At 40.9% G+C, this 20152-nt stretch carries 21 protein-coding genes; 12 read left to right on the top strand and 9 right to left on the bottom strand.

Annotated features, from left to right (window positions below; translation table 11 throughout):
• Positions 1-106: 106 nt before the first annotated feature.
• From putA to GVX98_RS05820, 5 genes are all read left to right on the top strand, one after another.
• Positions 107-3862, top strand: a complete 3756-nt coding sequence (gene putA / locus GVX98_RS05845) for a trifunctional transcriptional regulator/proline dehydrogenase/L-glutamate gamma-semialdehyde dehydrogenase (protein WP_159127507.1) — start codon at positions 107-109, stop codon at positions 3860-3862.
• 267 nt (positions 3863-4129) lie between these two features.
• On the top strand, positions 4130-5212 hold the full coding sequence (trmA, locus tag GVX98_RS05840; protein ID WP_159127506.1) for a tRNA (uridine(54)-C5)-methyltransferase TrmA: 1083 nt from the start codon (positions 4130-4132) through the stop codon (positions 5210-5212).
• A gap of 242 nt (positions 5213-5454) precedes the next feature.
• Positions 5455-5679 (top strand): hypothetical protein, encoded by a 225-nt coding sequence (locus tag GVX98_RS05830; RefSeq protein WP_004984703.1) that lies wholly within the window; start codon positions 5455-5457, stop codon positions 5677-5679.
• A 208-nt stretch (positions 5680-5887) separates the two neighbouring features.
• Positions 5888-6136 carry a hypothetical protein gene (locus GVX98_RS05825; RefSeq protein WP_078426558.1) on the top strand — a complete coding sequence of 83 codons (249 nt, stop codon included), beginning with the start codon at positions 5888-5890 and terminating at the stop codon, positions 6134-6136.
• A 201-nt stretch (positions 6137-6337) separates the two neighbouring features.
• The gene (locus GVX98_RS05820; RefSeq protein WP_159127504.1) at positions 6338-6877 is read left to right on the top strand and encodes a lecithin retinol acyltransferase family protein; all 540 of its coding nucleotides are present in this window, start codon (positions 6338-6340) and stop codon (positions 6875-6877) included.
• On the opposite strand, the gene GVX98_RS05815 is transcribed toward GVX98_RS05820, so the two are convergent.
• The 3 genes from GVX98_RS05815 to GVX98_RS05805 form a co-directional block, all read right to left on the bottom strand.
• Positions 6871-7332: an SRPBCC domain-containing protein gene (locus tag GVX98_RS05815; RefSeq protein ID WP_159127503.1), complete on the bottom strand. Its 462-nt coding sequence runs from the start codon at positions 7330-7332 to the stop codon at positions 6871-6873. The two genes, GVX98_RS05820 and GVX98_RS05815, sit on opposite strands and share 7 nt — an antisense overlap.
• A gap of 119 nt (positions 7333-7451) precedes the next feature.
• The gene (locus GVX98_RS05810; RefSeq protein ID WP_159127502.1) at positions 7452-8363 is read right to left on the bottom strand and encodes a bestrophin family protein; all 912 of its coding nucleotides are present in this window, start codon (positions 8361-8363) and stop codon (positions 7452-7454) included.
• A gap of 79 nt (positions 8364-8442) precedes the next feature.
• Entirely contained in the window at positions 8443-10161 is a 1719-nt protein-coding gene (locus GVX98_RS05805; RefSeq protein WP_159127501.1) for a glutamine--tRNA ligase/YqeY domain fusion protein, read from the bottom strand.
• Positions 10162-10396: 235 nt separating this feature from the next.
• Between GVX98_RS05805 and GVX98_RS05800 the strand changes: the two genes are divergently transcribed.
• The gene (locus tag GVX98_RS05800) at positions 10397-10906 is read left to right on the top strand and encodes a peptidylprolyl isomerase (RefSeq protein ID WP_004696971.1); all 510 of its coding nucleotides are present in this window, start codon (positions 10397-10399) and stop codon (positions 10904-10906) included.
• A 118-nt stretch (positions 10907-11024) separates the two neighbouring features.
• Positions 11025-11744: a UDP-2,3-diacylglucosamine diphosphatase gene (locus GVX98_RS05795; protein WP_004984713.1), complete on the top strand. Its 720-nt coding sequence runs from the start codon at positions 11025-11027 to the stop codon at positions 11742-11744.
• Positions 11745-11805: 61 nt separating this feature from the next.
• Here GVX98_RS05795 and GVX98_RS05790 read toward each other — a convergent pair whose 3' ends face one another.
• Positions 11806-12033 (bottom strand): transposase, encoded by a 228-nt coding sequence (locus GVX98_RS05790; protein WP_159127500.1) that lies wholly within the window; start codon positions 12031-12033, stop codon positions 11806-11808.
• A gap of 417 nt (positions 12034-12450) precedes the next feature.
• Here GVX98_RS05790 and nfsB point away from each other — a divergent pair, with 417 nt between their 5' ends.
• Together nfsB and GVX98_RS16885 are read left to right on the top strand one after the other, a co-directional pair.
• On the top strand, positions 12451-13104 hold the full coding sequence (gene nfsB / locus GVX98_RS05785; protein WP_159127499.1) for an oxygen-insensitive NAD(P)H nitroreductase: 654 nt from the start codon (positions 12451-12453) through the stop codon (positions 13102-13104).
• Between the two features lie 100 nt (positions 13105-13204).
• Entirely contained in the window at positions 13205-13438 is a 234-nt protein-coding gene (locus GVX98_RS16885) for a hypothetical protein (RefSeq protein WP_004984716.1), read from the top strand.
• Here GVX98_RS16885 and GVX98_RS05780 read toward each other — a convergent pair.
• The 4 genes from GVX98_RS05780 to GVX98_RS05765 form a co-directional block, all read right to left on the bottom strand.
• Positions 13398-14255: a DMT family transporter gene (locus GVX98_RS05780; RefSeq protein ID WP_004984717.1), complete on the bottom strand. Its 858-nt coding sequence runs from the start codon at positions 14253-14255 to the stop codon at positions 13398-13400. The genes GVX98_RS16885 and GVX98_RS05780 overlap by 41 nt on opposite strands.
• Positions 14256-14348: 93 nt before the next feature.
• The gene (gene fba, locus GVX98_RS05775) at positions 14349-15386 is read right to left on the bottom strand and encodes a class II fructose-bisphosphate aldolase (RefSeq protein WP_004984718.1); all 1038 of its coding nucleotides are present in this window, start codon (positions 15384-15386) and stop codon (positions 14349-14351) included.
• Positions 15387-15507: 121 nt separating this feature from the next.
• On the bottom strand, positions 15508-15783 hold the full coding sequence (locus tag GVX98_RS05770) for a hypothetical protein (protein ID WP_004696954.1): 276 nt from the start codon (positions 15781-15783) through the stop codon (positions 15508-15510).
• A gap of 149 nt (positions 15784-15932) precedes the next feature.
• A complete protein-coding gene (locus tag GVX98_RS05765) occupies positions 15933-17123 on the bottom strand; it encodes a phosphoglycerate kinase (protein WP_159127498.1) in 1191 nt (396 codons plus the stop codon).
• A 139-nt stretch (positions 17124-17262) separates the two neighbouring features.
• Between GVX98_RS05765 and GVX98_RS05760 the strand changes: the two genes are divergently transcribed.
• Both GVX98_RS05760 and GVX98_RS05755 read left to right on the top strand, forming a co-directional pair.
• Positions 17263-17649, top strand: coding sequence for a DUF2237 family protein (locus GVX98_RS05760; protein WP_004984725.1), 387 nt, complete (start codon positions 17263-17265; stop codon positions 17647-17649).
• Positions 17646-18239, top strand: a complete 594-nt coding sequence (locus tag GVX98_RS05755) for a nucleoside triphosphate pyrophosphatase (protein WP_159127497.1) — start codon at positions 17646-17648, stop codon at positions 18237-18239. Before GVX98_RS05760 ends, GVX98_RS05755 begins: the two co-directional genes overlap by 4 nt.
• Before the next feature lie 274 nt (positions 18240-18513).
• Here the strand turns inward: GVX98_RS05755 and GVX98_RS16880 are convergent, their stop codons facing one another.
• On the bottom strand, positions 18514-18774 hold the full coding sequence (locus GVX98_RS16880) for a hypothetical protein (RefSeq protein ID WP_228716270.1): 261 nt from the start codon (positions 18772-18774) through the stop codon (positions 18514-18516).
• A 193-nt stretch (positions 18775-18967) separates the two neighbouring features.
• Here GVX98_RS16880 and GVX98_RS05745 point away from each other — a divergent pair, with 193 nt between their 5' ends.
• A complete protein-coding gene (locus tag GVX98_RS05745) occupies positions 18968-20134 on the top strand; it encodes a cupin domain-containing protein (protein ID WP_159127496.1) in 1167 nt (388 codons plus the stop codon).
• Positions 20135-20152 lie beyond the last annotated feature (18 nt).

Below are 20152 nucleotides of genomic sequence, written 5' to 3'. Positions count from 1 at the left end.
TCTAAATAGCATACAAATTATAGTGAGTTATTCGGCATTCTTTCTGTAATCATAAATTAATTACTATAGATCTCTCAACACATTATTGTATGCACAGGATGTAGGCATGAATATGATGGAAAGCAATACGCATTTCAACGACGCTCAAACTCAATTTGAATATATTACCGAATTCAAAGAAAAAAGTGAGCTTGAAGTTGAAATCAATACCGCTTGGCGACGTGCCGAAACTGACTGTGTTCAAAACTTACTAGACCACAGCAAAATCTCTGACGAGATGAATCAACGCATTCATGAACTTGCGTTTGATTTGGCTCATACTTTACGTGAACGTAAAAGCGGCAGCGGTAAAGCAGGTATTGTACAGGGTCTCTTACAAGAATTTGCACTGTCTTCTCAAGAAGGCATCGCGCTGATGTGTTTAGCTGAAGCATTGCTTCGTATTCCAGACATGGCGACACGTGACTTATTGATTAAAGACAAAATCAACCAAGGCAACTGGAAAGAGCACGTTGGTCAAAGTAACCTGATGTTTGTCAATGCGGCAGCATGGGGTCTCATGTTGACTGGCAAGCTCATGGAAACACCAAAACAAAATAGCTTATCTGGCACTTTAACAGGCTTATTGGCACGTAGTGGGCGTGGCATCATCCGTAAAGCAGTTGATGTAGCTATGCGTATGATGGGCGAACAGTTTGTGACTGGTGAAACCATTGGTGAAGCATTACAACACGCTGAACGTCTTGAAGAAAAAGGCTTCCGTTATTCATACGACATGTTGGGTGAAGCAGCACTAACCGATCATGATGCTGATCGTTATATGAAAGATTATACCGATGCCATTCATGCCATTGGTCAAGCGTCAAAAGACAAAGATGTTTATGACGGCCCTGGTATTTCAATTAAATTATCTGCTCTACACCCTCGCTACCAACGCGCACAAGTTGCACGTATGCATGAAGAGTTATACGGCAAAGTCTTTACCCTTGCTAAATTAGCACGCGGCTATAACATCGGTTTAAATATTGATGCTGAAGAATCTGAGCGTTTAGAAATTTCTTTAGAAATGCTCGAACGCCTATGCTTTGAACCAGAACTCAAAGACTGGAAAGGCATTGGTTTCGTTATCCAAGCGTATCAAAAACGTTGTTTCTACGTGGTTGACTACATCGTAGACTTGGCTAAACGTAGCGAAAAACGCTTAATGATTCGTTTAGTGAAAGGCGCGTACTGGGACAGCGAAATCAAGAAAGCACAAATCGAAGGAATGACTGACTACCCTGTATTTACTCGTAAAGTACATACAGACTTGTCATATATCGCATGTGCAAAAAAATTATTGGCTGCACCAGAACAAATCTACCCACAGTTTGCAACGCACAATGCGCAAACCTTGGCGACCATTTATGAAATGGCCAACCCAGAGAAATACTACGTGGGTCAGTACGAGTTCCAATGCTTACACGGCATGGGCGAGCCACTGTATGAACAAGTGGTCGGTGAAAAGCAAGATAAAAAGTTGGGTGTACCGTGCCGTATTTATGCGCCAGTGGGCAATCATGAAACACTATTGGCTTACCTTGTACGTCGTTTACTTGAAAATGGTGCAAACACCTCTTTTGTAAACCGTATTGCAGATAAGTCACTCGCAATTGATGATTTGATTGAAAACCCAACTCAAACCATTTTAAGCAGTGCAAAACGTGAAAATATCGTGGGTCAAAAGCACCTTTCGATTCCACTTCCTGCTGAGCTTTATGGGCAGCTACGTGCAAACTCTAAAGGTTTAGACCTTGCAAATGACTCTGCATTAGTTCAGTTGAACCAAACAGCTCAACAGTTTGCTAAGCATCAATGGTCTGCTGCACCAATGGGTGAGCACATCCAGACCAATGACGCCGTTGCTCCACAAAGCATTATCAACCCAGCACGTCACACAGATGTTGTCGGTTATGTACAAGAAGCAACAACTGAACAAGTTGAGCAAGCATTAAACAATGCACAGGCTGTTCAAGACATTTGGGCACGTACGGCTAAAGACACCCGTGCAAGTTACCTACTTCGTGCTGCTGACTTAATGGAAGCTCGCTTAGAAGAACTGATGGTTTTACTTTGTCGTGAAAGTGGTAAAACGTATGCCAATGCCATTGCAGAAGTTCGTGAAGCTGTAGATTTCTTACGCTACTACGCAACGCAAATGATAGATCTAGATGCAAACGCAGAAGTTGAGCCTTTAGGCACTATGCTATGCATTAGCCCATGGAACTTCCCATTGGCCATCTTCACAGGTCAGGTTGCTGCTGCATTGGTTGCGGGTAATACCGTGATTGCTAAACCAGCTGAACAAACGCCATTGATTGCAGCGCAAGCAATTCAAATCTTATGGCAAGCAGGTGTGCCTCAAGCTGCTGTACAGCTGATGCCGGGTCGCGGTGAAACTGTAGGTGCACAGCTCAGTGCATCAGAACAGGTTCAAGGCATCATGTTCACAGGCTCAACCGAAGTTGCCAAGATTTTACAAAAAACTGTAGCGAAGCGTTTGAGCAAAAATGGTGAAAGTATTCCACTGATTGCTGAAACAGGCGGTCAAAATGCAATGATCGTTGACTCATCAGCACTGACTGAACAAGTTGTACTTGACGTCGTCAGCTCAGCTTATGACAGCGCAGGTCAACGTTGTTCTGCCCTTCGCGTACTATGTGTACAAGAAGACAATGCCGATGCTGTGATTAACATGCTTAAAGGCGCAATGCAGCAACTTCAAGTGGGCAACCCATATCTACTTAAAACAGATATTGGTCCTGTAATTGATGCTGAAGCGCAAGAAAACATTCAAAAGCACATCGATAAAATGCGTCAAAAAGGCCATCGCGTACATCAGTTAATGCGTAATGATGCTCAAGACACTGAGATAAATGCAGGCACGTTCATTACACCAACATTGATTGAACTGCCAAATCTCAATGATTTAGAGCGCGAAGTGTTTGGTCCTGTGCTGCACGTTATTCGCTTTAACCAAGGTTCACTCAAACAGTTACTTGAGCACATCAACAGCAAAGGCTATGGCCTGACGATGGGTCTACATACCCGTATTGATGAGACCATTCAAACTGTAATGACCCATGCTGAAGTAGGTAACCTCTACATCAACCGTAACATCGTGGGTGCAGTTGTCGGTGTACAACCTTTTGGTGGCGAAGGTTTATCGGGTACAGGCCCTAAAGCGGGTGGTCCAATTTATCTATATCGCCTAATGCAAAACTGTTCTGCGAAAAAGTTGAATAAACCATTTGCAACAGGTGCTGATTTGAACCCTCAAGTCGAGTTCAGCAACTCTGCATTGTTCATTGAATGGGCAGCTAAAACCTTCCCAGCAGTGAAATTGGCAAAAATTGAGAACTTCTGTTCAGGTCATCATTACGAGCTGCAAGGTCCGACTGGTGAAAGCAACCAATACATGGTGATTCCGCGTCATGCAGTGTTGTCATTAGCTGAACAAGAAGTGGATCAGTTACAACAGTTGAATGCGATTTTTGCAGTTGGTAGCCGTCCAGCGGTGCTTGCAGATAACAGCTTTGTGTTAAAACACATGCCAAGCATGCCTAAAGCATTGGCTCAAGCTTTTCATGTCATCAAAGACATCAAAACTGATGCTTTTGATGCAGTATTACATCATGGTACAACGGCGCAGCTTTTAGCTCTGCAACAGCAGATTGCTGAGCGTCAAGGTGCGATTGTAGGTATTACCCACCTTAGCCCATCACAAACGGCCATTCCTTTGGAACGTTTTGTGATTGAGCGCGCGATCAGTGTTAACACTGCAGCTGCTGGTGGTAATGCAAGTCTCATGACTTTGAACTAAGCCCAATTTAAACCTGTAGTCCTCATCGGGACAGCAGGTTTAATACTGTGTTTCCTCTATTGCCAAGTAAACATATCCTGGTCTGTTTACTTGGCATTTTTTATGCGACTCGGTTTGGCTTAATCTGCTCGATAATTTCCGATATAGCAAAGTATCAAACCATCTGTAGCATGAACAAACTCCACGCTTTTGCTGAATATCTTTAGGCTAATTCGGCAAACTTTGTTACCATCTCTTTTTTCAATATGTTTGCGATTTTTACTGCATATGACTTCTTCTTATCAACAACAACTTGACGCCAAAATTGAACGAATTACAGATCAATTTGCTGAATTCACTCCACCTTCGCTTGAAGTTTTTCAATCTCCTGAAAAAAACTTTCGCATGCGTGCAGAATTCCGTATTTGGCATACCGAAGATGATATGTTTTATGCCATGTTTGAACGCGATGAAGACAATCAGAAAAAAGTCATCCGTATTGATGACTTCCCAATCGCTGATGCCAGTATTAATCAGCTCATGCCTGTTTTATTGGCAGAATTAAAAAGCAATGATCTCCTCTCAAAACGCCTATTTGAAGTGCATTTCTTAGCAACCTTAAAGGGTGAAATGCTGGTTTCACTGATTTATCGCTGCCCACTCGATGAACAATGGCAGGTTTTAGCCAAACAACTTTCAGAAAAATTAAATATTAAGTTGATTGGTCGTAGCCGTGGTCAAAAAGTGGTACTCACCGATGAATTTGTGGTGGAAGAACTACAAGTTTTTGAGCGTAAATATCAGTACAAACAAATTGAAAGCAGCTTTACGCAGCCTAATGCGCAAGTCTGCCAAAAAATGCTCGAATGGGCCTGCAATGCTGCACAGCAGTCAAATAAAGATTTGTTAGAACTTTACTGTGGTAATGGTAACTTCACCCTACCGCTTTCAACCCATTTCAACCGTGTTTTAGCCACTGAGCTAGCAAAGTCTTCGGTGTATGCGGCACAGTGGAATATCGAACAAAACCACATCGATAATATTCAAGTCGCGCGTTTATCGGCAGAAGACTTCACACAAGCCTATAACGGCGAACGCGAATTCCGTCGCTTACAAGAAGCGAATATCGATATGAGCAGCTATGAGTTCGATACGGTGTTTGTTGACCCACCGCGTGCGGGTATTGATGACGAAACCTTAAAATTGATTCAGCGTTTTGAACGGATCATCTATATTTCGTGTAATCCTGACACCTTGCATGACAATTTAAAAACACTCAGCCAAACCCATAAAATTTCACAGTTTGCGCTGTTTGACCAATTTCCCTATACCCACCATGTCGAATCTGGGGTTTTGCTGGAAAAAATTTAAACAATTTGTTGCAAATTAAACCGTATAAAAAAGAAGCTCGAATGAGCTTCTTTTTTAATTTTCATGAAAAAAGATAAGCTTATACAAAATGCAAGTATTTCAATTGTCATAATAACGTTAATACCTGACGCTATAATCGGAATTTTTCGACATCGATCGCTGCTTTTATCTCTCACGCTGACTTGCATTATTTTACAGATTGGTTATATTTCACCCTATGTTAGGTTGTAAATGAAGTCTATATGAGTTTTTGGCAAAAGCTGTTTTCAAATGAACAGCAAAACGAGCATAAAAATCAAATTGCTTGTGTTGAAAATGACTGCTCTTGTAAAACCAATGAACAGCTCATCGAAAAGCTTAAAACAGCGACCGATGAAGACGTGATTGTTGGGATTAAAAAAGTATTAGCTTCTCGTGGCTATGGCCGTAAGGAGTTAAATGAACTTCAGCATCGACCTCTACAGTAGTAGAGTCACTGAATATTCATCAAAAAGGCATTTAGATTGATCTAAGTGCCTTTTTTAATGGCTGCACATCACTCTGCCTATAAAAAACCAAGGTATATAAAGCACAGCACACTTTGTACGTTTAAATATTATACAAAGTCTAATTTTTTTGTTACCTTACAGGCTCAATATAAAAATCAATAATGTTTGAAAATTAAAGGTTTAAGCAATGAAAAAATTACTTATGGTCAGCACATGTATTACCCTTTTATCTTTAACAGCATGTAGTAAAATGCCAAAAGCCTGTGTGGAGTCTTGGGAAAAAATGGAAAAACTTGCCGAGCAGATGGGTTTACCTGAAGAACAACTCAAAGAACAAAAAAAGAAATTTGAAGAAGACGTTAAAGCGATGAACACTGAAGAAGCAACACGCATGTGTAGTACCCAAAACTCACTTTTAGGTCTAGTCGACCAATAAACATCGCCTTATCTTTAAAAGGGATGCTTGCATCCTCTTTTAATGCGATCACAAAAACTAGATACTCCTTTCCAATCGGTCTCTTTTATTTCTATCATCGTAAACTCAAATAACCGAAACCCACTAAACAGTCGCTAATTCCTAGCAGAAGCTTTAAAATACAGATAAAAGACAACTGTAATGAATTAGCACGTATTAGGCATGCAACAACAAAAAGTCCACTACCCCTTGGGGGCTCATCTCATAGTCAAACATTTTGGCTATACGCATCACGGCATATATGCTGGGCGTGGACGTGTAATCCATTATTCAGGTTTTGCGCATCTTTTTAAAAAGCACCCGATTGAAATCACTTCTATCGAAAACTTTAGCCACGGACGTAAAATTATAGTCAATCAGTACCAAGACCCCAAATATAAAGGCCGTAAAGTGGTTCGCCGTATGCGCTCACGCATGCATGAAAACAACTACCATCTTATTATCAATAACTGTGAACACTTGTGCACGTGGGCCATTACAGGCGTTGAAAGTAGCCCACAAGTCATCAAAATGATGAACCGACTCACTACCATTGGCTATGTTAGCTCTATGATGAGTTTCATGAACAGCCTAATGTTAACGCTGACCACCACCTGTTTTGCCTTGGTGCTTTATATCAAAAAGAAATTACGTGATAAGGCCAAACAGCAGCTTGGGAACTATTTTGAGTTTAAAGAGGAACGCTCTAAAAAAGATCACTGATGTGAACGTAATTGAAAAGGCGGAAATTTATCTTCAACCAAGTTAAGCTGAATATCGTATTCAAGCCATGCCTTGGCACCATCTAGCACTGTAGTAAAGCCACCTGTTGCATCCATCACATAATGAATCAGCTCATTACCCTGTAATTCAATGTCATAGTTTCGAATGATCACGTAGGTATTCATACTGTCGATTTTTTCAAATACAAAATCAACTTTTGTTTTAGGCGTACCCCATTCGATGCAGATCAACTCATTTTCAACGACTTGTAAGACATGAATCGAGTGGGTAATTTGGTATTTATCCCATGTCCAATCAACCATTGCACTTTTTTCTAAATAGCCTGAAGACTGACTAAACCAAAACTTGGTGGTTATGAGTGGATCAACAAAAGCGTTAAACACAATATTGACAGAACGCCGAATCAACATCTGAGTTTCGATCACGGTAGTCATTGTTATATCCCTATCACTTTTAAACTTAGTGATAGCACATCTCAACAAACCAATCATATCGAAAATTTGTTATGGCTCAGGCAATCTGCTGATTTTCTGTTATGGATTTGTTCACTGCTTTAACTTAAATTGGCTCTATGCGCGCACACTGGTTCTGGCAAAGTTTCATTTAAAGAACTCAGCATTTCACGCTCTATGCCCCGTACAATAGCATCTAAAGGCAAGTCATTTTCCTGAAGCCCGAAGGGTTCTTCTAATTCTGCACTCAATGCATCTAAACCCAATAAGAGATAGGCAATTAAGGCCACGATCACAGGCGACCAAAAACCAAGACTGGAACTTAAACTAAAAGGTAAAATGAGACAGAAAGAGTACACGGCACGGTGTAACAAAACCGAATAAGAAAATGGCAGAGGTGTAGATGAAATACGGTCACAACCAGCGTGAATATCGCCCATTGTAACTGTATGCTTGGTCAGCATACTGTAAATAATATCGCTAATCTCGCCACGCTTATACAACGCCGCCAGATCTTTCTGCGTAAGCTCTAATAGATATTGCGGTGGATTAATATGCGTAGCCAATACCTCCCACTGCTCTGCTGTCAGTTGTACTTTGGCTTGATAGTGGTCATAGGTATGACTTTGCTGCCGTAAACGATCTCGAAGCAAGTGGCTAAACAGCATTACGCGATACATCAAAACTGTACGCTCTGCATCATTTAAGACATAACTATCACGGATTATATGCCTTGCGTTGGCAATCATTGCGCCCCATAGCTTACGCCCTTCCCACCAGCGGTCATAACACGCTGTATTTCGAAAGCTTAAGAAAATCGAAAGAATCACACCAAATACAGTAAAACCAATGACAGGCACTGCAGGAGCAGTCACGTAATGTTGAGTCGCTAGATAAACCAACAGAGTTGAAATTAAAACACCGACCATCAGTGCCGGAAACACTTTCGGTAAAATAGTGCCGCGCCAAGCAAAGAGTAATGCAAAGCTATTGGTTTTATCTCGAACGATCACAGTGTATTCCTATTGGTTTCGCTACGAAAAGGCTCAACCGAAGTTGAGCCTTAATATATCCACATCAAGCAAACAGCGCTTATTTAGGCTTAAAGCTGTCTTTTAAGTCTAAAATACGGTTAAACACAGGTTTCTCTGCTGTATGGTCATATTGATCTGCAACAAAATAACCTTCACGCTCAAATTGGAAACGGTCTTCAGGCTGTGCTTGCGCCAATGCAGGCTCAATCACCGCGTGTACAATTTTCAATGAATCAGGGTTCAAGTTCGCTAAGAAGTCATCACCAACTTCAGGGTCTGACTCTGTAAACAGGCGATCATAAATACGCACTTCAGCAGGAATGCCTTTGCTTGCAGACACCCAGTGAATTACCCCTTTAACTTTACGACCTTCTGGATTTTTGCCCAAAGTTTCAGGGTCGATTGAACACTTTAACTCAACCACTTCACCGTTTTCATCTTTAATCACTTCATCACACTTAATAACATAAGCATGACGCAAACGTACTTCACCACCCGGAATTAAACGCTTGAAGCCTTTTGGTGGTTCTTCTTCAAAGTCTTTACGGTCAATGTAAATTTCAGATGTTAACGGAATCACACGCTCACCCATGTCTACATTTGGATGACGTGAATGGGTTAAATCCATATCGTTAGGCAAGTTTGTGAGCGTCACTTTAAGTGGGTTCAACACCGCCATACCACGCGCCGCAATATTTTCTAAAGACTGACGGATGCAGTATTCAAGCATTGCAACATCAACAATACCATCTGACTTCGACACACCAACACGCTTACAGAAGTCACGTAGACCTTCTGGGGTAAAACCACGACGACGCATACCTACAACTGTTGGCATACGTGGGTCATCCCATCCATTGACATAACCACCTTCAACCAATTTACGTAATTTACGCTTAGAGGTAATGGTGTAGTCAATATTTAAACGGCTAGACTCATACTGACGCGGCACTGCTTCCGAGTGAACTTTCTCAACCACCCAGTCATAAAACGGACGGTGGTCTTGGAATTCCAAAGTACATAATGAATGAGTAATGCCTTCAATTGCATCTGATAATGGATGCGCATAGTCGTACATTGGGTACATTTTCCATTTATCACCTGTTTGGTGATGCTCTGAATGGAGTACACGATACAAAATAGGATCACGCATATGCACATTTGGAGATGCCATATCAATTTTGGCACGCAGAACAGCTTCACCTTCTGCAAACTCACCATTGTTCATTTTTTCAAAACGCGCAAGGTTTTCTTCAACTGGAGTATCACGGTAAGGCGAGTTTTTACCCGGCTCAATAAAGTTACCACGGTTCAAACGAATTTCTTCAGGTGACTGCAAATCCACATAAGCATCACCCTGTTTAATCAGTTGAATCGCCCATGCATGGAGTTGATCGAAATAGCTTGATGCATAGCGCGGTTCGCCATTCCATTCAAAACCCAACCATTTAACATCGTTGGCGATCCCATCTACATATTCTTGTTCTTCAGCATCTGGGTTGGTGTCATCAAAACGTAGGTTGCAAAAACCATCAAACTCGTTGGCAATACCAAAGTTTAAGCAAATCGCTTTCACGTGACCAATGTGTAAATAACCATTCGGCTCTGGCGGGAAACGCGTGACTACTTTTTGCGTACGACCTTCAGCCAAATCATCGGTAATCACTTGGCGAACAAAGTCTAAGCCTGGCTGTTGTTCTTGCTGCGCTGCGACAGAGGCATTGTTACTTGGTGTCGGGTTATTTGGCAGTGTTGAAACAACATCATTCGGCTTCATAGTTTAAAAATCACTTTGATGAAAAAAATTAAGGAAAAATAGGGTCCTGCTATACGAGCATAATTCTAACTGATCTATCAGTCGATTTATGAATATTTTACAGCCCCTTAAACGATATTTGATCTATTTTACAAAGAAAATAACGTTTTTGCTTGCCTTGTAGTTTACAGTTTGCTTATGCTTCTCACAACCAAAAAACCCATGGCTTTGATGTCCATGATTAGGAGATTACACAATGAGTTTTCCTCAAGTCGAATTAAACACCAATAAAGGTCGTATTGTTCTTGAACTTAACAACGAAAAAGCACCGATTACTGTTGCTAACTTCTTAGAATACGTACGTGACGGTTTCTATGACGGCGTAATTTTCCACCGCGTGATCGATGGCTTCATGATCCAAGGTGGTGGTATGGATGAAAACTTCAAAGAAAAAGCAACACGTGATGCAATTGAAAACGAAGCTGATAACGGCTTAACCAATGACCTTGGTACAATTGCAATGGCGCGTACACAAGCACCTCACTCTGCATCTGCTCAGTTCTTTATTAACGTGGGTAACAACTCGTTCCTTAACCACTCTGGCAAAAATGCACAAGGTTGGGGTTATGCAGTTTTCGGTAAAGTAACTGAAGGCCTAGACGTAGTAAACGAAATTAAAGGCGTTCGTACTGGCAACCGTGGCTACCACGCTGACGTTCCACTAGAAAACGTTGTTATTGAATCTGCTAAGATCATTTCTGAGTAATTTTTAAATCCTCCCCAACCCTCCTTTGATAAAGGAGGGAGCTAGACTCTCATTCGAATATGAGATTCTCCTCCCTTTTTAAAGGGAGGTCGGGAGGGATTTTTAAAAGGAAACTTCCGTGACCTATTTGTTTATCGCTGATTTACACTTGTCACCAGATCACCCTCGACTCGTTCGGGGGTTTTTAGATTTATTAGAGGCTTATAAAAACAAGAATACCCAGCTATATATTTTAGGCGACTGGTTCAATGCATGGATTGGCGACGACTACACAGCCCCTTGGCTAAATGAAATCATTCGCGCTTTAAAGCAATTTTCAAATGCAGGCAATCACATCTATTTCTTAACAGGTAACCGTGATTTTGCCCTAGGACAACAGTTCCTCGACCAATTTAATGGTCAACTGTTAGCTGAAGTTTGCACACTCAAACTTTCAGATCACACCATTCGTATTGAACATGGTGATTTGCTCTGCACGGACGACGTATCCTATCAGCGTTTTCGTAAAATCATCCGTAATCCACTTCTACTAAAATTTTTAAAAAGTACACCGCTTGGCTTTAGACAAAAACTGGCCAATGGGTTCCGTAAAAAAAGCCGTCAAGCACAACAGTTTAAAAGCTATGAAGTCATGGATGTGAATCAAGATGCTGTTCAAGCAGCACTAAAAAATGTCGATTTACTGATTCACGGACACACGCATCGTGCCAACATTCATGATGTCGATGGGAAAAAGAGAATTGTACTCGGTGACTGGAAAGAAGATTCCGCTCAGATTTTAGAAATTAATGCGAATGGTCATCTACAAAATTTGGCATTAAAAAAATGGCAGTATTAATGCCATTTTTTTACTATACCAATCAATATTATACATAATGCTAACTCAAGTACTTATCGCCTTAGTTCAACTCATTTAGACGGTACAATTGATTAACACCGGTATAAAAGCTCAAACCATCTAAGTTCATTGGAAGAGTTTCGCCAGATTCAAGTTGAATCATATGCCCAACTTCAACCCAGATTAAACCGTGATTTGTATTCTGTTGACGTTTAAGTGGCACCAATTTTACATTGATTTCACTACCATTTACGGCTGTAGCAACACGCCATGTATTTAAAGTTTTCAAAATTTTAACTCACTAAGTGAGCTTTTTGTGATGGAACAAAGAGATTAATAAAACGGGTTTTGAATAATAATTCTGTAGTTACAATGATGATATTCAAGTCAAATGCCTGAACTCAGATAGATCACAATCAGCTATATCATAGAAAAGTAGGAACAATACCTACTCGTAGTCTGCATTATACTAGGTTGTCAAGATTTAAGCAAAAGTAGCCCATTTTTTAATAGAATGACTTTTTTATTATTTTATCTGTTTGAAATAAAAAACTTTTCATATAAATACTTTATTCACAGGCACTTAAATGCGTGTTCACCCGGCACACATATTCAACTAAAATCTAAGTCTGTTCGAGTTGTAGCGTGATCACAAGTCTCCTTTCATCGGTTAGAATGAGACATCAACAATAAATCGAGTGCGATTATGGATCTGCTAAATATTTCAAAAAGTCGTTATACCACCAAAGCTTATGACCCAAATAGAAAGATCCCTCATGAACAGTTTACTCGATTATTAGAAATTCTCCGCTTAACACCATCGTCTATCAACATCCAGCCTTGGCATTTTTTCATTGCAGAAAACACAAACGCCAAAGAACGCATTGCAAAAGCACTGGTGGGTAAATACGCATACAATGCCCCCAAAGTACTAGATTCATCACATACAATTTTATTTTGCACCAAAGCCGATATTTCTGAGCAACATTTGGAAAATTTATTGCATCAAGATGACCTACATGGTCGTTTTAAAGATAAGGCAGCTAAGCAAGGCCAAAAAGACAGTCGTTCAGGTTATGTCAACTATTACCGCAATGAAAAAGGTGATATACAGCGCTGGGCGGAAAACCAAACCTTTATTGCTTTAGGTCAAATTCTATTGGCTGCAGGTATTGAAAAAATTGATGCGACGCCAATTGGTGGTTTTGATGAATCCATTATTAGTGAAGAGCTAGGTTTAACCGAACAAGGTCTAGTCCCTTCTGTATTGCTCACACTAGGCTATCGGAGTGATGCCGACTTCAATGCCAAATTACCCAAGTCTCGTCTAAGCAAACAAGATATTTTCACGCAGCTGTAATGCTATTTGTATATAAAAGGGACTTCAGTCCCTTTTATATTTTGGGCCTGAAAATTGCTTCATCATGTTCAATGTCAAAACAAAAATAGTGAGGTTGCTGATGTCTGTTAAGCCCAATATGCCGATGAAATTTGAATGTGCACATTGCAATAAAATCTATTTAGGTCAGTATCAACATATTATGCGCCCTCACTATCCCGATTGCCCCAGTTGTGAGCAACCAGGGCTGTTATTAGGGATTGCAGTAATTGAAGATCTGCTCAAACACCCTTTTTCCTTTGTGCAGAACTATTTTAAACAGACATTTCATAAGCTAAACAAGCCACGCTTGTGATACCCAACACCAATCCGATGGCTGTTGGGAGTTTGAGCTTCTCTTTAAAGAAAAGTAGTCCGCTGAATACGCCTAACAGCACCACCATAATATTCATGCCCGCAAAGACCACTGCTGGGCTGTCCTTGAGTAGCAGATGAGCTTTGACATAAAGTGCGATATTGGCAAAGTTCAACACGCCAAGACATAAACCTGCCAAGACGTTCTTGGTTAAGCCGATATTTTTCGTGGTCACAGCAACATAACCGACTGACAATAAAAACGCGCAAATAAACATCAGGTTTAACGCAACGGAAAACTGCACACCCAGCCCTGTTGTATATTTGAGTAGGACATCAATCAGCGCATAACCAAACCAGACTAGTGCTAAATACCACACAGCCTGTTTTTGACTTTCACCCCCACCTGAAGCATGGGTAAATAAAATGCACATCACGGCGGCAAGCCCCAAGACTACCCCGACAATTTTGAGCTGATTAAACTGTTCTTGAAAAATAAAATAAGCCGCCAATAAAGATAAAATCACCGACAAACGCTGTGCGATTTCTGTTTTGACAATGCCTGCATATTGTAAAGATTTAGCTAAAAATAAAAATACACTCGGCAACAAAACACCAAGCGCGACAATCAGCCACCACGGAGTATTTGAAATAGAAACATGGCTTAGATCAGGTTTAAACCAGAAGTAACACAGTAAACTGGCTGAAGCATAGTTCCAGCTAATCATCTGGATCGGATCAAATCCTTTGTTTTTGCCCCATTTTAAAAGAATGGAGACCACCACACTACAACAGGCCGCAGCAAATATCAGTTCCATAGCACACTCTTATTATTGTCGCCTCGAATATAAACACACATAGAAAAGCCCACATCAGGGTGGGCTTTTCCAATATAAATTATTCAAAAAGAATTATTTATAACGATCAACCATTTTCTCTAAAGAAATTGGACGAATCTTATCGGCATTACCCGCAGTACCAAATGCTTCATAACGGTCAACACAAATTTGTTTCATTGCATCTACAGTTTTCGCGAAGAATTTACGAGGGTCAAATTCGCTTGGTTGTTCAGCCATCATACGACGCATTGCACCAGTCGATGCTAAACGCAAGTCTGTATCGATGTTGATTTTACGAACACCGTGCTTGATTGCTTCAACCAATTGCTCAACAGGAACACCATAAGTTTCTTTGATGTCGCCGCCGTACTGGTTAATGATCGCTAACCATTCTTGAGGAACAGAGCTTGAACCGTGCATCACAAGGTGGGTATTTGGAAGCGCCGCATGAATTTCTTTAATGCGGTCAATTGCCAAAATATCGCCTGTAGGTGGACGCGTAAATTTGTACGCACCGTGAGAAGTACCCACTGCAATTGCAAGTGCATCTACATTGGTATCTGCAACGAACTGACGTGCTTCTTCAACTGAAGTGAGAAGTTGAGAATGATCAAGAACACCTTCAGCGCCTACACCATCTTCTTCACCGGCCATACCAGTTTCAAGGCTACCTAAACAACCGATTTCACCTTCAACTGAAACACCGCATGCATGCGCCATTTGTACTGTACGACGTGTTACATCAACATTATATTCATAAGTTGTTGGTGTTTTACCGTCTGCACCCAATGAACCATCCATCATCACAGATGAGAAGCCCAATTGAATTGAACGTTGGCAAACGTCTGGATCTGTACCATGGTCTTGATGCATTACCACTGGAATGTGTGGCCATTCTTCAATTGCAGCCAAAATAAGATGACGTAAGAATGGAGCACCTGCATATTTACGCGCACCTGCTGATGCTTGTACGATAACAGGTGAATTTGTCGCATCTGCTGCAAGCATGATTGCGCGCATTTGTTCTAAGTTGTTTACGTTGAATGCTGGTACGCCGTAAGCATGTTCGCCGGCGTGATCCAAGAGCTGGCGCAATGAAATAAGAGCCATAATGTCCTCCCAGTTGATGCGACATATTCTACATGCTCAAAGGTTTCAATTCAGCAACAAATAACACTATTTAAAAAAAATCCCCGCAATTGCAGGGACTTTTTACGAAATTCGCGTGTATTTAGTGTGCTGTAGCTGCCGAAGCCTCTACCGCAGGATCCGCAGTTGCAGCATCTGCAGGTGCATTTGCAACTTCAGCAGGAATGTCTTTGTTCTTTTCATCCAATTCTGGCTGATCAATCGCATCAATTGCCGCTTGTTGTTCAGCCGTTACAGCTTCTTCAACTGCTGCTGTTTCAGATGCTGCAGCAGTTTGCTCTGGTGCTTCATTTTTCTTACAAGCAGTCAGTGCCAATGGTGCTAACAAAAGTGCAGCAAGGGTCATTTTTAAATTCATAATGTTTTCCTAGAACAGATGATTTAATGCCCTGTAGTTTATTTCAGCATTATTTCATTTTCATGACTGAATGATGAATAGATTTGTTAAGCCCATAAAAAAAGGTTGACCGAAGTCAACCTTTTTACAACAGCATGAGCACACAACAATTATTGTGCACGCTCGATCAGCGCTGCAACTGCAGGAAGTGTTTTGCCTTCGACAAACTCAAGGAAAGCACCACCACCCGTTGAGATATAACCAATTTTGTCTGCAACTTCGTATTTATCAATAGCAGCTAAAGTGTCACCACCACCTGCAATAGAGAAGCCAGCAGATTCAGCAATCGCTAAAGATAATGTTTTAGTGCCTTCGCCGAATTGATCAACTTCAAATACGCCCACTGGGCCATTCCAAAGAATCGTTTTCGACGTTTTCAAGATTTCAGCAAATGCTTTTGCTGTTTCTGGACCTACATCTAAAATCATGTCATTGTCAGTTACATCTGCAACTTTTTTCACAACTGCTTTAGCAGCAGCCAATGAACCCAAGAAGTCTGCAAAATCGATTTCAGAGGCATCCGCTACTACAACATCCGTTGGAAGCGGCACAGAAACTTTTGCAGCAATTGCTTGTGCTGTATCGATTAAATCATTTTCACACAATGATTTACCGACATTGAAGCCTGCTGCTGCCAAGAACGTATTGGCAATACCACCACCCACAATCAATTGATCACAAATATCAGAAAGTGATGTCAACACATCTAACTTAGTCGATACTTTAGAACCAGCAACAATAGCAACCATTGGTTTTTCAGGTGTTTGTAATGCACGGCCAAGTGCGTCTAACTCAGCTGCCAATAAAGGACCAGCCGCCGCAACTTTCGCTAAACGTGCCACACCTTCAGTTGATGCTTCTGCACGGTGCGCTGTACCGAATGCATCCATCACAAATACATCGCAAAGTGCTGCATATTTTGCTGCAAGTTCTGGGTTGTTTTTCTTTTCACCTGCGTTAAAACGGCAGTTTTCAAGGAGTACCACTTGACCTGCTGCAACGTCAACACCATCAAGGTAATCCGTCACTAATTGAACGTCTTGACCCAATGCTTCAGTCAAATACGCAGCAACTGGTGCTAATGATTGTTCTGGTTTTGGCTCACCTTCAACTGGACGACCAAGGTGAGAATAAACCATTAGGGCTGCGCCTTGTGCTAACGCTGCTTTAATTGTTGGTAAAGCGGCACGTAAACGTGCATCACTTGTAATCACACCATTTTTAACAGGAACGTTTAAATCTTCGCGAATAAGAACACGTTTACCCGTTAAATCGAGGTCAGTCATACGCTGAAAATTCATGTAGAGCTCTCTTTCTATATATAAAAATCGCGTCGATTTTAAATGATTATGCAGAAAAAGGTTAGCTTCTTTTGCAGAAAAGCAAACGAAAGGCAAAGTTTTGCTATCATAGTGAAAAGTCTCACTAGATTTAGCATTTATGTCTATTCATCCTGATCCAAATCTAAACCGTTTAAACGTTTTGGGTGAACCTTTAGCCAGCTGTTGTTATTCCCCGATCACGGGATATTTCCGTAATGGTTTTTGTCATACAGCACCTTCCGATTTGGGACAACACACGATCTGTGTCGAAATGACCTCTGAGTTTTTAAATTTTTCTCAGCGAGTGGGTAATGATCTCATTACCCCTGTGCCTGAAGTTGACTTTCCAGGCCTACAACCTGGTGATTTTTGGTGTATCTGCGTGACCCGTTGGGTAGAAGCTTATCAGGCCGGTTTTGCGCCTCCTGTTAAAGTTCAAGCTTGCCATCAAGCTGTACTCTCCTATGTGCCGCTGAATGTGCTTATGGAATATGCAGTCGAATGAATACTTCAGAAATTATCTTGGCATCAAGCAGTCAAACTCGTAAAGACCTCATGAATCGTTTACGTCTAGACTACCGCTGCGTTGTCCCTGATATAGACGAATCGCCTCGTGGTGAAAGCCATGCCGATGATTTAGCCAAACGATTGGCTTTTGAAAAAGCGCATGTCATTGCATCACAGAATCCTGAAGCAATCGTAATTGGTTCAGATCAAGTGGCATGGCGTGAAGGTGCACCCGATATTTTTATTGGTAAGCCATTGAGTACTGAAAAAGCCATTAAACAGCTACAGGCCAATTCAGACAAAATTGTCTACTTCAGTACCGCACTCAGCGTGCAGCAACACTCAACAGGCTTTGAGCGTAGTCTGGTTGAACACTATAAAGTTAAGTTCCGTAAATTGGGACTGCCTGAAATTCAGCGTTATGTTGAAGTTGAACAACCACTGATGTGTGCTGGAAGCTTCAAGTGTGAAAGCCTTGGTATCAGCTTATTTGAACAAATGATGGGGCAAGATCAAACCACGTTAATGGGTATGCCTATGATTCAGTTATGTAATATTCTGCGTGAATTAAAAGTGCTTGTGCCATAATTATTAGAAGTGTTTTTAGTTGGTTCCTCCAATAAATTGAACAGTAGCAAATGTTGCTGTTCAATTCTTAGTGTTAAATGTAACAACAGCATTAATAAAATATATAGCCAATCGCTCAAAGATTTTTAGACGAATTTGCAGAGAGATAAGCTTGAATGAGTCGTTTAAAGTACATTCGAATTAATAGACTACGGTATAGAGTGATCAGCATAAAAAGAATAAGAAATGAAGATAGACCAATATTATTAGGGTCAAAGCTACTCACACTTTCCCTCTATCTAAAGAGATATTTGACAAATAACAATGCCAATACCAAATAGCCATACCACATTTTATTATATAGCGGATGATCTTCAGCGAGCCTTTTGGCTTGTCTAAAAGTAAGATAGCTGATATTGCGGCACCTTAGCCAAATCTTTTTTTTCGTATATCCTATCGATTGAGGATGTTTTTTCGCTAATTTGGACTGACTTTTCTCTCTTTCTTTTTGCAATATCTCATTCGCCATTTTCTCGGCATCTTCTTTACTTAACATTATTTTTCTTCACTATATTTTAGACCTATTATGCTGTAAAAATTTTGATGCCTGCAATCATAACGACTGAGACAAACTCAATTTATTTAAATCAACCAAGCGCATTTAAATAAATCTAACGATACTTGCACATAGACCTTCGATCATAAGACAATAGTCACAATATTGTTTTAAATTTGCTTAGGCTATTTCCATGTCCCAATCTCTTGATGTTCTTGGCGGTATTACAGCTGAACAATTCCTTGCCGAATATTGGCAAAAAAAGCCATTATTGGTCCGCAACGCGCTGCCTGAAATTATCAATATTTTAGAACCTAGCGATATTATGGAACTGGCTTTAGATGAAAATGTCACAGCTCGTCTCATCAAACAAAAAGACCGTGACCCAAATCAGTGGTCGGTAAAGTCTTCACCGCTGTTAAAAGCTGACTTCCAAAAGATGCCAAAACTCTGGACTTTATTGGTTCAAGCCGTAGATCACTACTCTTTTGACTTAGCTGCACTGTGGAAAAAATTTCCTTTTATTCCGCAGTGGCGCCGTGATGACATCATGGTGTCTTATGCGCCTAAGGGTGGCTCTGTCGGAAAGCATTTTGACTTTTACGATGTCTTTTTAGTTCAAGGTTATGGACACCGTCGTTGGCAATTGGGTCAAATGTGCGATGCTGAATCTGAGATTGTTGCAGGCCAACCTTTAAAATTACTGCCTGAAATTGACGTACATTTTGACGAAGTATTAGCACCAGGTGATCTACTTTATGTACCACCAGGTTTATCACATTTTGGTGTAGCCGAAGATGACTGCCTGACTTTCTCTTTTGGCTTCCGTATGCCAAACGTCACAGACATGGTAGACCGTGTAGGCGACAAACTGTCTGATAACGCTCTGCTACGTAATCCTTTACTCGATATTGTTCGTGACCAACAAAGCCCGATCGGCCAATTAACACAAAACGAATTGGATTATTTAAAAGCAGAAATTTTGGAGCAACTGCAAAACTCAACATTGCTTGAAGATGCCATTATGACCTTGATGTCAGAGCCAAAGTACCCTGAAAACATTCCTGAAGCTGAAGAAATTGGCACAGGAGATTTGGAAGGTATTTTAGACCAAGGCTATCAGTTGATCTTGGAACCCGCTTCTCGCCTACTTTATACCCACGATGAAGGTGAATTCTTATTTTGGGCCAATGGTGAAGGGCTATGCATTTCAGAGCAATTTGCACCGTTACTTAAGAACTTAGCAGATGGTGAAGCACTGTTACTTGATGAAAGCTTATATGATGCCGATATTCTTGAAGACATTGCAATGCTGATGAACGAATCCGTCTTAATGCTACTCCCACCTGAAGAAGCTTAAGCAAACTAAGTGCTGGGT

The sequence above is a fragment of the Acinetobacter sp. 8I-beige genome (genome assembly GCF_902505955.1).
Lineage (GTDB): Bacteria > Pseudomonadota > Gammaproteobacteria > Pseudomonadales > Moraxellaceae > Acinetobacter > Acinetobacter johnsonii.
The sequence above is the reverse complement of the archived record's forward strand: the minus strand, read 5'-3'. Positions and strand labels throughout refer to the sequence as shown.

Coding starts and splice junctions, on each gene's coding strand:
- trmA (WP_159127506.1), top strand. CDS start 4,130: ATGACTTCTTCTTATCAACAACAACTTGACGCCAAAATTGAACGAATT.
- GVX98_RS05800 (WP_004696971.1), top strand. CDS start 10,397: ATGAGTTTTCCTCAAGTCGAATTAAACACCAATAAAGGTCGTATTGTT.
- GVX98_RS05765 (WP_159127498.1), bottom strand. CDS start 17,123: ATGAATTTTCAGCGTATGACTGACCTCGATTTAACGGGTAAACGTGTT.
- GVX98_RS05755 (WP_159127497.1), top strand. CDS start 17,646: ATGAATACTTCAGAAATTATCTTGGCATCAAGCAGTCAAACTCGTAAA.
- GVX98_RS05815 (WP_159127503.1), bottom strand. CDS start 7,332: ATGACTACCGTGATCGAAACTCAGATGTTGATTCGGCGTTCTGTCAAT.
- GVX98_RS05820 (WP_159127504.1), top strand. CDS start 6,338: ATGCAACAACAAAAAGTCCACTACCCCTTGGGGGCTCATCTCATAGTC.
- GVX98_RS16880 (WP_228716270.1), bottom strand. CDS start 18,774: ATGTTAAGTAAAGAAGATGCCGAGAAAATGGCGAATGAGATATTGCAA.
- GVX98_RS16885 (WP_004984716.1), top strand. CDS start 13,205: ATGTCTGTTAAGCCCAATATGCCGATGAAATTTGAATGTGCACATTGC.
- putA (WP_159127507.1), top strand. CDS start 107: ATGAATATGATGGAAAGCAATACGCATTTCAACGACGCTCAAACTCAA.
- nfsB (WP_159127499.1), top strand. CDS start 12,451: ATGGATCTGCTAAATATTTCAAAAAGTCGTTATACCACCAAAGCTTAT.
- GVX98_RS05760 (WP_004984725.1), top strand. CDS start 17,263: ATGTCTATTCATCCTGATCCAAATCTAAACCGTTTAAACGTTTTGGGT.
- GVX98_RS05745 (WP_159127496.1), top strand. CDS start 18,968: ATGTCCCAATCTCTTGATGTTCTTGGCGGTATTACAGCTGAACAATTC.
- fba (WP_004984718.1), bottom strand. CDS start 15,386: ATGGCTCTTATTTCATTGCGCCAGCTCTTGGATCACGCCGGCGAACAT.
- GVX98_RS05825 (WP_078426558.1), top strand. CDS start 5,888: ATGAAAAAATTACTTATGGTCAGCACATGTATTACCCTTTTATCTTTA.
- GVX98_RS05805 (WP_159127501.1), bottom strand. CDS start 10,161: ATGAAGCCGAATGATGTTGTTTCAACACTGCCAAATAACCCGACACCA.
- GVX98_RS05770 (WP_004696954.1), bottom strand. CDS start 15,783: ATGAATTTAAAAATGACCCTTGCTGCACTTTTGTTAGCACCATTGGCA.
- GVX98_RS05780 (WP_004984717.1), bottom strand. CDS start 14,255: ATGGAACTGATATTTGCTGCGGCCTGTTGTAGTGTGGTGGTCTCCATT.
- GVX98_RS05830 (WP_004984703.1), top strand. CDS start 5,455: ATGAGTTTTTGGCAAAAGCTGTTTTCAAATGAACAGCAAAACGAGCAT.